This window comes from Limnobacter parvus, from assembly GCF_024623725.1.
GTDB classification, from domain to species: Bacteria; Pseudomonadota; Gammaproteobacteria; order Burkholderiales; family Burkholderiaceae_B; genus Limnobacter; species Limnobacter parvus.
Genome location: NZ_JANKHG010000026.1, coordinates 183792 through 196710, shown reverse-complemented (window position 1 = coordinate 196710; position 12919 = coordinate 183792). Strand labels below are relative to the sequence as shown.

The following is a 12919-nucleotide window of genomic DNA, read 5'->3' as shown; positions in this document are numbered from 1 at the left end:
AAAATACGAGAGACGATTCATGGAAAGTGTAGTTTACTTCTTGCTCGCCGCCGCTTTGGCGGTTCCCTTGTTCAAAAAATTGGGCCTGGGCGCTATCTTGGGTTACCTGGCCGCTGGTGTGGTCATCGGCCCCCAGCTTCTGGGTTTGATTGACGACCCTGAAAAAGTACTGCACTTCTCCGAAATTGGCGTCATTTTGTTGCTATTTGTCATTGGACTTGAGCTGGAACCCGCCAAGCTGTGGGCCATGCGAGCCCAAGTGCTGTTGCTCGGCTCGGGGCAATTGTTCATCACTGCCGGGGTAATTTACGGCGTTCTGGCGTATATGTTCGAAATGAACAGCAACGCGGCCTTGGTTATTGCACTTGCATTGGGCCTTTCATCCACCGCATTTGCAATTCAGTTAATGGCCGACAAGGGCATGCTGGGCAATGAAGATGGGCGGCGCGGGTTTTCAATCTTGCTGTTTCAAGATTTGGCGGTTGTCCCAATTTTGTTTGCAGTTCAAGCATTGGCCCCGATCGAGCCCGACACGGATCCCGGCCAATGGTGGTTGGCCCCCGCAGCCATTCTTGGTTTAATCATTTTTGCCCGTTACCTGATCAACCCTGCATTGCACTTTTTGTCACGTTATGGTGGCCGGGAAATCATGACCGTGGTGGCCTTGCTAATTGTTTTGGGTGCCGCCGTGGTCATGGAACATGCCAATTTGTCCATGGGTCTAGGTGCATTCATGGCGGGTATGATGCTGGCCAACTCCTCATTTCGCCATCAGCTGGAAGCCGACGTAGAACCCTTCAAGGGCTTAAGTTTGGGGCTGTTTTTCATCTCAATCGGCATGACGCTTGATTTCGGCTTGATGGTCGACTCACCATTCACGGTGATTTTTGGCACATTGGGCTTGATGGCATTGAAAGCCGCCGTCATTGTGGGCTTGGTCATGGTAGCGGGTGTGCCTTTCCCTCGCGGTTTGATGCTGGGTTTAATTTTGTGCCAAGGTGGTGAATTCGGCTTTGTGATCATGGCACAGGCCATGCAACTGTCGTTGTTGGGTGAGGGTGTTTCTGGTTTGGTGAATTTGATGATCGGCATTTCGATGGCCCTGACCGCGCCCGCTGTGTTGTGGCTGGACAAATTCACAGACAAGCAAATTGCAAAAGCACCAGAGAACATGGAGAAATTTGACTCCAGCGAATCAGAGGCACTTATCTTGGGCTTTGGCCGCTTCGGTCAGGTTACTGGCCGTATTCTGGCCGCCAACCAGATTCACTTCACCGCTTTGGACAAAAATGCTGAGCACATCGAGTTCGTGAAGAAATTTGGCAATCAGGTGTATTACGGTGACGCATCTCGAGGCGAAGTACTTGAAGCTGCAGGCATTGCGAAAGTACGCACTGTGATAGTGGCCATTGATGACCCGAAAATGACGCAAGCCATCGTGGAGTTCATTGTTCACCATTATCCAAAAATTACCATCATTGCTCGTGCACACAATCGAAACGATTACCTGGCCTTGAAAGCAGCTGGAGCACATTCAGTCATTCGCGAGGTGTTTGCAGGCGCATTGGAAGCAGCCACCGAGGCGCTGCACGCACTGGGCTATAGCGACGGCCAAGCCATGCAAAAAGCCGAGACTTTCAAAATGCACGATCAAAACCTGCTGGACAAACAAGCCAAAGTATTGGGCGACAGCGACAAAATAATCGAAATCGGTCGGGATGGCCGCGAAGAACTGGAAGCAATTTTCCAGCAAGACAAAGGCGTGGCCAGCAGAAGCTAATATGGAGATTATTCAATTCTTTAAAGACCTTGAACCCGTTGTTGAACAGGTCTTCAACTTTCTGGAAAGTCGACTTGGCCGGTTGATTTTGTCCATCGGTATTCTAATGCTGGCCACCACCATCAACCGCTTGATGCACTGGCGCTTGCTTCGTGACACGGGTTCGAAATTGCCCCAAACCGGCAATGTGCGGGCAACATGGGTGCGCCGAAAAAATATTGTTTGGGTTAGCGCCCTGCTTTTGATCCTGGCATTGTGGTCTGGACAAATTACAGGCTTTTTGATTTCGCTTGCTGCAATTGGTGGCGCACTATTGATTGTCAGCAAAGAATTTATTCTTTGCCTTTGGGGGGCTTTGATTATTTCGCTGAACAAGAGTTTAAAAATCGGCAGCACCATTGAGGTGGGCGAATTCACCGGTCAATTGGTCAACATGGGTTTTGTTACTTTCGAGCTTGCGGAAATTGGACCCTCAAAAAAGCAGACTGGCCGTCTCCTTTCACTACCCAACAGCCTTGTGTTCACTCAAGCGATGAAAAACCTGTCGGTCTATGGCTCGTACGGCATTCATTTGATTGACTTCAATTTTGACAAGTCTGTAAAAATTCAAGCTGCAGAATCATTGGCTCTTCGTCTTGCGGATGAAGCAGGCAAACACTGGATCGAAGAAGCTGAGCGTCACTTCTCTGCAGTAGAACGGGACAATTTCGTCGACCTCCCGAAAGCGCGCCCCGAGGTATTCTGGGCCAGTGTGGATGAAAAATGCTTGCGCATGACTTTGCGTTTTGCCTGCCCTCTGAACAAGCGAGGACAACTAGAGAAATCAATCGTGAAACGATTCTGGGTGGAATACTCAGAGCAGGGCCAGCCTCTGGAAGAAATCACCGAAGAACCGAATCAGCAAGGCAAAGCGTCAACGATGTCCTGAATCATCATCGCCCTGTCTTGGTCTTGCATTAGATCGAGCGGGCTTTGCAAATTCAAAAACCGGGTGCACTCAACCGCCGGTGAAATCAGATAACCTTGAACATAATCCACGCCGAGCTCTTTCACTTCCCGCAGGGTGTGCAAGTCTTCTACCCATTCCGCCACACACTTGCAACCCAGGTCGTGGGCCAAACCAACAATTGCGGTTGTCACAGCGTGACTTTCTGTGCTGTGGCAAATGTTCTTGATAATCGAGCCGTCAATCTTGATTACATCAGCATGCAGATCGATCGCGTATCGGAAATTGCTGTAACCTGCACCAAAATCATCCAGTGCGATTCGAACGCCCAATGTTCTAACTTGTTCAATGAAGGTTTGTACAGCGGGTAAATTGATCACTGAACCCACTTCGGTGATTTCCAAACACAACTTGGAAGCCTGTGCTTGATGTACCAGAATGAGCGCCAAGGTGTCTTGAAGAAATACCTCATCATTTAACGACCCGGGCGATACATTGATACTCAACACACTTAATTTTTTAAGTGCCTCTGAGTTTTCGCTCAAAAAATCAAGGCTTTGACTAAGTACCCAGTTGTCCAGGAAAGCCGTGTGCCCTCCTCTCTCGCAGGCTTCCAGCAGGAACCCGGCTGAACTTAATTGCCCATCCTCGCCTTTGATTCGCAGCAAAGCCTCGGCGTACAGTGGCATGTCTGGCTGTTCGAGAGCCAAAATAGGCTGCCATGCCAAAGTGAGCCCCTGTGGCAGCTTCTGATCACCCAAGCGTCGTATGGTTCTGGATTGCTCCAAAAGACGGCGTGTTTGATTCTGCTCGTACACAATTCGCTCGGCCTGACCGCTTCTCTTTGTTTTGGCAGAGGATTCGCGCATGGATACTTCAACGGTTTCCATGACATCCAATACGTTGTCAATCACTCCTTGAAAAACCAGTGTAGCCAATACGGTTGGCTGAATAGCTCGCCCATCCAGCTGAAACGGTGTTGCTTCAATCTTCTCAAGAAAGGCATTGAACTCATCCTCCGCTCTCAGTGCATCGGCCTGGTGAATCAAAACTACAAACTGATCCACATGAAGGCGGGCCACTTCTCCATAAGACCCCAAATATTTATGAAGCTCAATCTGAAATGCCTGAAGCAATTGATCTGACACTGCCAGGCCGTAGGCACTGACAATTCTTGAGAATTGCTGGATTTCGGTACAAAACACGGTGAAGGTCCCTGCACCTTTAATTAGTCGATTGTGAATGCTGTGCTGCAAACCTCGGCGATTCAGAGCGCCTGTCAGTTCATCGTGAGTGGCCTGATGCTGCAAAGCCAGTTCTTTGTCCTTTCGCGCCGTGAAATCGCTGACCACACCCACCAGCTCGCGATCGTCCCGATTCACAACCAACTCAAACCACCTTGTTTGCCCATCACCCATCACAATCGGCAACTCGCGGCGCGAAGATTTGCCAGGAGTTTCAAGCAAATTAAACAAAGTCTGCAGCCTTTGAGCTTGTAAAAAATCAAAGACTGGCTTGCCTTCCCGATTCAGAAAAACATCAACAAATCGTTTGTTGTACTTCAATAGTTCGCCGGAAACCGAAGAGGTAAACATGGCGGACGGTGCAATATCGAATACGCTTTCAAGACGCTCATGCGCCTGCTCGATCTCCCTGGCCGCAAGCTGTTGTTGAAGTTGCGCTTTTCGGAAGTACTCAGCCAAGGCCACTGCCGTCATAACGCTGGCAAAAACGGTTACTGAAGCACTGTTGAAGTATTGCAGCAGTAAAGTGTGTTCAAACCAGGCAGCCAAAACTTCCGCCACTGCGCCGGTCAAGGTGATCAACATTGCCGCAAGATAATAAATGGCAACTCGATCTCGCTTTTCCAAAAAGTATTGAATTACGACCCAGGCCACCACAGACACTGCCACGAGGCTCATGGGCCAGAACAGCTCAAGAAAGGTGCGGTAGGGTGCCACCAAAGCAAGCAACATGAAAAGTATCGACGCGCCCTGAAGCGCGCGCAACACCCCCACCCAGGATTCACGCCTGACATTCTCAAACAGATGCCACATCATCAGTACCGTGGATGCGAAATACATCGCCAATGCTGTCATGCGTGCATGTGACAGGGTCTCGATACCTAACTCAATGCCGAACAGTGTGTGATCCCACCCTTCGGACAAAGCCACGAGGCGAAGGCTGGCGAACAACCAAAAACCATAGGAGACAAACAAGGAACTACGGGTCATGATTGCAGCCAGAGCGACAAAGCCAATCATCAAATACAGTACGCCCTCAAGAAAACCCTGACGACGTTCAAAGTCCAACGAACTCGCGTTGAAATCAGCCTGAGATTGCAAACCGATCTGTAGTGTAGCGGGCCCTACAAAGCTGAACTGGCAAAGCACTCCCTGGGTATCGGCTTTACCCAGTAAACTTGTGGAAAGCAAACGACCCTGATTGGTTCTCAAGACAAGTTGTTCCAGTTCCCCGACTGTTGATTCGCGCCAACAAATTGACTGAACAAGATGCCTGGATTCAAAGTACATTTGATTGTGATGATTCAGAACAGCAGCATTCAGACTGGCGTAGATCCAAAAGGGTGTTTCATCCAGATGGGTACGCAATATTTCAGCTCGTGGTTCACCTTTCATCTGTTCCAGCACGGTGAATATTGAGTCTGGTGTCTGATCATTGTCCATGCTTGAAAACTGCACTCTGACTTCTCGCTCGGCATGTTCATCGAACAGCGACAAATTCACAATCGAGACTGCAATAAAACAAATTAATAACACTACCGACAACATTTGCACCCAGGGTGCGTTTTGTAAACTTTGAATAAAGCGGAAAAACTTCCTGTTCACCAGCACTGCTTGCATGAATTTCATCCGTGATTTCGCCGTTGGGCAAGGGTCTCTTGAATCAAGGTATTCGCCTGAATGTTCTTCAGTAAATCGGGGTGTGAATTCGAAAAATAAACAGAGTGCAACGGGTTAGCGCTGAGCAACCACCGTGCTTCTATATTGAAAACATCAAACCACAAGATTCGATGTGGAATCATTCCAATGTGTTGCATGGGCACAAACCCATCATTTCTCATCACATCGTCCAGATCGAAACGTCGATATTGCCGATCTACTGGATATCGCACACAAAGAAAACAACGATCAACCCGGTGTGCACGGCTGTACCAGTAGGCAGCCTTGATCAACATCAACCGTAAGGTGAGTCCATTGGATCGGGAAGGAATGGCCAATCTGGAAATTTCAGCAATGCGCCCCTGCCGCAATGCGCTGGGCAGTCGAAACGAATCCTCCAGTCGCAGCGCCCGTTGATTGGCAATCTGGATTCTGACTGTACCAATGCAGCTGCCGTCGAGTTTGGAATAGGCCAAGAGTACTGCGGAGTCTTGGTCAACATCATCTTCATCGGGAGTGGCCAACTTGTCGCCCAGTTGCGGAAGATGTTTTCCATACGCAACTTGTCTGGCCCGCGCGGCCAGTTCCAGCTCGTGATCAGACTCTGCTTTTGCAATCCAGAAAGGGAGCAGTTGTGATGTTGAATCTGACAAGAAATTCACTGCTGTAGAACTAAGCATCGTGCTCTCCGGGTAATGGATTTACCTTAAATATTCCACATCCAAATTGCGTCCCCCCGAACGGGTTAAAGCTCCGGTCACTACATATCACCCTAACGGAATACAAATAATCAAAATTATGAATAACGGTACAAGGTAAATTCAGTATGAGAGAATCGACAAAGAGACAATAAATTCAGGAGAAAATCTGCGATGAAACTAAAAGAATTCGATGTGGTCGTGTTCGGTGCCACCAGTTTTGTAGGACAAATTTTGGTGCAGTATTTGTGGAAACGCCATGGACTAAATGGCGAGTTAAAATGGGCCATCGCTGGTCGGGATCAGGCAAAACTTGAGATTTTGAGGAATACGCTGGGCGAACAAGCGCGCACATTACCCATCCTGACCGCAAATGCAAGCAATGAAGAAGAGCTTCAAGGATTGAGCGCAAAAGCCAGGGTTATCGTATCTACGGTTGGCCCCTATGCCTTGTATGGTTCTCAACTTGTTAAGATCTGTGCCGAAAGCGGTACAGATTATTGTGACCTGACTGGTGAAGTGCAATGGATTGCACGCATGATTGATGCACATGAGGCAAGCGCAAAAAAAAGTGGTGCGCGCATTGTTCATTGTTGTGGATTCGATTCCATACCCTCTGATTTAGGCGTTTTGTTTCTACAGAATGCGGTAACTGTTCAGTATGGTGAACCTTGCCAACAAATTCGCATGCGTGTTCGCAAATTAAAAGGTGAGTTTTCAGGCGGCACTGTGGCCAGTATGATCAACGTGACCCGTGAAGTCGCAGCAGACCGATCACTTGCAAAAAAGCTTGCCAATCCCTATTTGATCTCGCCAACACGACTTGCTGCCCGCCAACCCAACGTGAAGTTCGCTGAATTTGACCCCATCGCTAAGAACTGGCTTGCGCCTTTCGTCATGGCAGGTATTAACACGCGCATAGTTCACCGAAGCAACGCCTTGATGGGTTACAACTATGGCAAGGATTTCAAGTACGACGAGGCCATGATGACGGGAAGTGGCCTGAAGGGCCGCTTAACAGCCATCGGGTTGGCCAGTGGCATGGCCGGCTTTTTGATTGGGGCTGCCCTACCGCCCACCCGCTGGATACTCGAGAAATACGTGGTTCCAAAGCCTGGTGAAGGCCCCAGTGAAAACTCTCAAAAGCGTGGATCATACGATTTGCGTTTCTATGGAACCACCAGCAAAGGCAAGAGCGCAGTCGCAAGGGTGACAGGCGACATGGACCCCGGTTATGGTTCCACAGCAAAAATGCTGGGTGAAGCAGTAGTTTGCCTGGCCAAGGACAACCATGACAAAGCTGGCGGATTTTGGACACCTGCGTCATTGATGGGGGAACAACTAATCAGCCGCCTGCAATTGCATGCGGGCTTGACGTTTGAGTTATTGGAATCCTGACCCACGGCCTTAACTTAAGCGAGCAAATTGGAGCGAATACCCGGTTGTTGCGTTCACAAATAATGTGATGAAATTTCTTGTATTGATAACTATTATCATTTACGATAAGGTCTCATTCGAACAAAACCGGGGTAATTCATGCAGCGACAAAACTGCACAGCACAGCTAGGCCAGTGGTTGGCCGGTAGTGAAAATGGGTCGGTATATTATTGTCAAGAAACCAATGTTGTTTCCTTGTGTTTGCATTACATGACGATGCGTTTCGAAGCATCAGCATTTCGCGACTTGCTCGGCGTAATGGGTTTTGCGCAGGCCGAAGTCCAGCGGATTAAAAATGAGCTAGATCAGCCCACCTTGCATGGCAACGACCTGTCTTGCATCACCAAGAATGCCTTGCACTAGGCACCGGAGCACGGTAATGAAAACCTCTGCCCTCGCTCAGCAAACAATTGAGTCACTGCTAAAAGAAAACGATGCTTTGTGCCGCCAACTTGCCAAGCTGCAGCAACGTGCCAGTGAGTTGATACAGCAGCGATCGGCCGAAGTGGAACAGCTAAATGCGGTTGTTGAGTATCTAAGTACCGAGCTGACTGCCAAAGACGCGATGATTTTATTTTTACGCACAAAATTGCGAGAATTCAGAAAAATTCCTGATTCACCGCAACGCATGCTGCAAAACGGTTAATTGGTTTGCAAATAACCAAAGCTGAATGTGTGAGCGTCGTCGTCGACTTGCACATTGACGGTGATGTCTTGCGCGCTACTTGCAGATAACTTTTTACCCACCACAATCTGCCCTTGCGCTTGCTCACCGGGACGCACCACCGTGGGCTTCAGACTAAATTTCTGGATATGATCAAAATCTTCCAAGGCTCGTTGCACGTCTAAGCTGTCAGTGAAATCGGCTTGAAATAAAAATCCACTGTTGTGAAAGCCGCCATGGAAACCACGGTGAAAAGGCTGCTGATAAAAAGGACTGTAAAAAATTGGGATTCTCATGCCGTAATTGGCAAGGCGATTTTGGACATCCTGTATTTGCGCGGCATAGCTGACCACTGTGGCTGGCTGTCCATTGAAAATCACTGTGACGTTCTCAGTTGAAAACTCAATCGGAAACTTCCCGTTATTCACGAAGGTAACATTGAACCTGGGATTGTCGAACTGCCGCATTGAGTTGTACGCTGAACCCACCTGTACAGTGTGCTTTTTCTTTGAACTCAATGACTCGAAACCGGCACCTTGCACCGGCACCTGGTTTTCTGCAACCACCGGCCGAACGCTGTACATCGAGGCGCATGCGCTCAAAAGGCATGTTGCCCCCACCATTGCGACAGTGGACAGTTTTAACACTCGCATATGAATTACCTTTGCTAAAAAATTACCACCCAGCCTGTTTGAAACCAAACACGACTCAATCTTGTCGATATTTTATAGACAAGAGCACCAAGCCTTGGTTCATTTATTCCTGCCAGACCAAATTAGTACTAAGCAATCATCATTCACTTGCGTGGAAAGGTCACCGAGCCAACACCTGCGCCGGCGCAGGTGCAAGCGCAGCAGTTCTTTCGCTGCTGCTAGCCTGTATTTGCATGCCATGCAAGGTTACCGAATCCACCTGATTCTTGAATCGGGGTGTGGGCAAACGCAAGGGCTCATCTTCGGCAAAGCTAACCATTTGAATGCCCAGTACGTCAGGCGCGTTTTCCTGCAATTTGTTCTGCCACCAACATTCAAATATTGCTTTGCTTTGCTCCAGCTGCACAATGCCGTAGCCGTGCTCAACCCATTCCATGAATTGCACATGCTTATTGCCCAGCATGGTGGCTGTTTCAATGGCGCGGCTGGCCGCCACCTGCAAAGCAAAAGGGCTGCCAGGTAAAGCGTTGGCCACAATTTCATCGGCACCACCACGCCCCATCGAAGACGGCGCAAATTCAACAGCGGCTGAAGCAGCACGCAAATTCAGTCCAGGCAAGTTTGCCGTGCTTAAGCGCTGAAAACCCGCCGCAATATTTTCGGGTGATGTGCCTTGTCGTAAGGTGGGCACGGGCGGTGCAACCTGATAGTCATTCAGCAAGGCAGTTTGGTCGTCTTCGACGACATCGGAAATCCAATTGCCGTGCATGTCGCCGGAAACAAATACCGTGCCGTTCACTGCAGGAATTTCACCACCACCGCGCAATTGTGAAATTAGCAGGTTGCGCTCCGCGTTGTAGTCGTTCCAGCGAACTGGCAGTGGCACCACCGGCGAACCCACCACGTTGGGCACCACCCATGGTGCAATCCAGGTTTGGTTGTTCAATACCTTCCACACCACACCTTGTGCTTCGTCTTGACGAAGTTGGGTCAACAACCAGTCAAATTGCGACTTTCCAAACAAAGTCGGGCTGCCCTCGGGCAAATGCGATGCGTCGGCCTGCAAGCCATATGAGGGTAAAAAGCTTTGCGTATCCAATGCACGAATACTTGCCAAGGGACCATAATTCAAGCTGCGGTACACGAGCAATGGGTTAACTGGTGCCGGGTATTCGGTGTCGGGGTAGAAAATGAATTCACCACTGCCGTCGGCCTTCACAGGGCGTGAAGGAGTCCATTCCCAAAAAGCGCGGGTGGTGTCCAGCAACGTGCAAGTGGACTCAAGACCTTCCGGCAAAGTAGTGGGTAATTCGTTCCCAAAGCGCGGATCGATGTCATGGTTGTCCCAAGTAATGCACCAGGGGTGCTGCTGATGAGCCGCCATTAAATTGGGGTCTGAACGAAACAGCGCATAACGTCTGCGACATTCATCGATATTCAACCAGTCGCGGTAGTCCACATACGCCGTGTCTTCGATACTTTTTCGTGCGCGAACCTGTTCGTCTTCATCCACAAAATCGTAGATGTAATCACCACAATGGATCACCAAATCAAGGTCTTCACGCTGGGCGATTGCGCCGTAGCCACTCCAGGTACTCGACCAATAACTGGAACATGAAACCACCGCCAATCGAATTGCAGACACCATTTCCGCCGGCGCGGTGCGCGTGCGCCCCACGATGCTGCTATGTGGGCCAGTTTTGAATTGGTAATAATAAGTGGTGGCAGGCAATAACGCCTGGGCATCTACTTTCAAGGTGTAGTCGTGCTGTGCCACAACCCGCTGTGTACCCTGGCGCACCACATTTTGCATGTCGGGCGTGGTGCTGACCAGCCAACGAACTTGCACGCCTTGCGGCGGGTATTCAGGCAGGGTAATTCGGGTCCACAAAATAACCCGGTCGGCCAAGGGGTCGCCACTGGCCACACCATGGGCGAAAGGCATGGCCAATACCATGGGGAAGTCAAACCCTGCCGGCTCGAATCCAGGTTGTGGCAAAGCCTGTTCAAATTCATTGCTGCTCACAGGTCCACCCACGCCAGGATCAGAAGGATCCACAGGCCCAGCCGGGTTGCTGCTAACCAAGTTTTCACCACCGCAACCCACCAAAGTTGTTGCTGCCATTGCCTTTAGTACATCGCGCCGCTTCATCAGATTGCCTTTCCTGTGTTGGTTAAATCTGATACTGCCCAACTTGAGAAAAGGATTTATTTTGACTGGGAGTCATTGTTCTAGATGAATCGTCTTGAAAATGACATGTGTCATTTGTAATGCAGTTCACACTGAGTAATTTGCCCAAACTGCGCAGTAAAAAAACAAGTACAAAAAGTACACAACGTTATATCGGCAGGCATGCGATGACACCTACTCAAATCCCCTCTTTTAAACGACGAGCCCTGCTTCGCGCCATGTTTTTGGGCGCAGGTGCAACTGCACTTCCCATCTTGAGTGCATGTGGTTCCGACGGAAATTCGTCAATTGACGGCACTACGCCAACAGCGCCCAATGAAAACCCGGGCACACCGGTTGTCAATCCTCCCAACTTGGGTCCATTGGCCATGGAACTTCCCTTGCAGCCTGGCCCGCTGGCTGGAATTGGTGAATTGGTGGCAACGGGCGTTGACAACATTCTCGCACCTGCAGGTTTTGTGGTCCGCCCCGTGGCGCGCCACCTTAGTAATCCTGTGCTGGGCATACCTGATTTGCTTGGTTTGACTGGCTACAACTGGCATATCTTTCCCGATGGCGGTGCAGTTTTCCCGACCGAGGATGGCGGTTGGGTTTACGTCTCCAACAGCGAAACAGAAGCGCCAAGAGGCGGCGTGGGTGCACTGCGATTCAGCTCACAGGGCGACTTGCAATCGGCTTATCGAATTTTGACTGGCACTTCGCGCAATTGCGCGGGCGGCGCAACACCATGGGGTACGTGGTTAAGCTGTGAAGAAACCCAAACAGGCGTGACCTGGGAATGCGATCCGCTGGGCAACACCTCAACCGCACGCGCCCTGCCCGCACTTGGTGTATACAACCACGAGGCCGTGGCAGTGGACATGCCGACCAAAACATTGTTTCTGACTGAAGATGCAGGTGACGGTCGCCTTTACAGGTTCGTGTCAGAAGGTGAATTACGCCCCGCTGTGAACGGCATCATGGGTTTAAACATGGAACAGGGCAAACTTCAAGTACTTGAAATTGTCGGTTTTGAAGCAGGTGCATATCAGGACGACATTGCAGTGGCACAACGCGTTCACCGCGTAAAGTGGGTTGATGTGCTGGAACCCGAGAATCCTCAGGCACAGGTACGCAACCGGACCAGCACCGCAGGTTTGCCAGTTCCAGGCACAGTGTTCAGGGGTGGTGAAGGCATCTGGATTCAGGAATTCCCCCAAGGGCAAGCACCAACTGTCAGTGGCGTGGCCAAGCCAATGCGCGCAGTAGTATTCTTCGCCTGCAAGGGCGACAACCGGGTGTATGCGCTCGACGTTGATAATGACTTAATCGAAGTTGTGTTTGACAACAGCCAGCTAGCCGAGGGTGCGGGCTTTGACGATGTAGACAACTTGGTGGTAAGCCCTGCGGGCGATGTAATCGTGGCCGAAGATGGCGACGCGATGCGTTTGATGGTGATGATTCCAAATCAACCTGCGAAAATTCTGCTTCAAATTACAGGTGGTGGCAGTGAGCTTGCAGGCCCTGCATTCTCACCGGACGGGTCCAGGCTCTACTTCAGCAATCAGCGTGGGCCCAACCTGCCTGCCTTGCCCGGCTTGCCCAACTTGCCCGGCACCGGCGCCACTTATGAACTGTTAATTCCGGAGGAGTTTCGAGGTTAAGGTG

Annotated in this window: 10 protein-coding genes; 6 read left to right on the top strand and 4 right to left on the bottom strand. The window is 50.2% G+C overall.

Features of this window, described 5'->3' with window-relative positions; all coding sequences use genetic code 11:
• The first annotated feature begins 19 nt into the window (after positions 1-19).
• Positions 20-1780, top strand: coding sequence for a monovalent cation:proton antiporter-2 (CPA2) family protein (locus NSP04_RS13525; protein WP_257512881.1), 1761 nt, complete (start codon positions 20-22; stop codon positions 1778-1780).
• A 1-nt stretch (position 1781) separates the two neighbouring features.
• Positions 1782-2708, top strand: a complete 927-nt coding sequence (locus NSP04_RS13520; protein WP_257512880.1) for a mechanosensitive ion channel family protein — start codon at positions 1782-1784, stop codon at positions 2706-2708.
• Here the strand turns inward: NSP04_RS13520 and NSP04_RS13515 are convergent.
• Both NSP04_RS13515 and NSP04_RS13510 read right to left on the bottom strand, forming a co-directional pair.
• Complete coding sequence (locus tag NSP04_RS13515) at positions 2678-5599, bottom strand: EAL domain-containing protein (protein ID WP_257512879.1); 2922 nt, start codon at positions 5597-5599, stop codon at positions 2678-2680. The genes NSP04_RS13520 and NSP04_RS13515 overlap by 31 nt on opposite strands.
• Positions 5596-6309 (bottom strand): N-acyl amino acid synthase FeeM domain-containing protein, encoded by a 714-nt coding sequence (locus NSP04_RS13510; RefSeq protein WP_257512878.1) that lies wholly within the window; start codon positions 6307-6309, stop codon positions 5596-5598. The genes NSP04_RS13515 and NSP04_RS13510 overlap by 4 nt, the downstream gene beginning before the upstream one ends.
• A gap of 192 nt (positions 6310-6501) precedes the next feature.
• Here NSP04_RS13510 and NSP04_RS13505 point away from each other — a divergent pair, with 192 nt between their 5' ends.
• The 3 genes from NSP04_RS13505 (at position 6502) to NSP04_RS13495 (ending at position 8410) form a co-directional block, all read left to right on the top strand.
• Positions 6502-7725: a saccharopine dehydrogenase family protein gene (locus NSP04_RS13505; protein WP_257512877.1), complete on the top strand. Its 1224-nt coding sequence runs from the start codon at positions 6502-6504 to the stop codon at positions 7723-7725.
• Between the two features lie 249 nt (positions 7726-7974).
• On the top strand, positions 7975-8127 hold the full coding sequence (locus tag NSP04_RS13500) for a hypothetical protein (RefSeq protein ID WP_257512876.1): 153 nt from the start codon (positions 7975-7977) through the stop codon (positions 8125-8127).
• A 16-nt stretch (positions 8128-8143) separates the two neighbouring features.
• Positions 8144-8410 (top strand): hypothetical protein, encoded by a 267-nt coding sequence (locus NSP04_RS13495; protein WP_257512875.1) that lies wholly within the window; start codon positions 8144-8146, stop codon positions 8408-8410.
• Here the strand turns inward: NSP04_RS13495 and NSP04_RS13490 are convergent.
• On the bottom strand, positions 8407-9012 hold the full coding sequence (locus tag NSP04_RS13490) for a hypothetical protein (protein ID WP_257512874.1): 606 nt from the start codon (positions 9010-9012) through the stop codon (positions 8407-8409). The two genes, NSP04_RS13495 and NSP04_RS13490, sit on opposite strands and share 4 nt — an antisense overlap.
• A 229-nt stretch (positions 9013-9241) precedes the next feature.
• The gene (locus tag NSP04_RS13485; RefSeq protein ID WP_257512873.1) at positions 9242-11206 is read right to left on the bottom strand and encodes an alkaline phosphatase D family protein; all 1965 of its coding nucleotides are present in this window, start codon (positions 11204-11206) and stop codon (positions 9242-9244) included.
• A 146-nt stretch (positions 11207-11352) separates the two neighbouring features.
• Between NSP04_RS13485 and NSP04_RS13480 the strand changes: the two genes are divergently transcribed.
• A complete protein-coding gene (locus NSP04_RS13480) occupies positions 11353-12915 on the top strand; it encodes an alkaline phosphatase PhoX (protein WP_257512872.1) in 1563 nt (520 codons plus the stop codon).
• Positions 12916-12919: the final 4 nt, after the last annotated feature.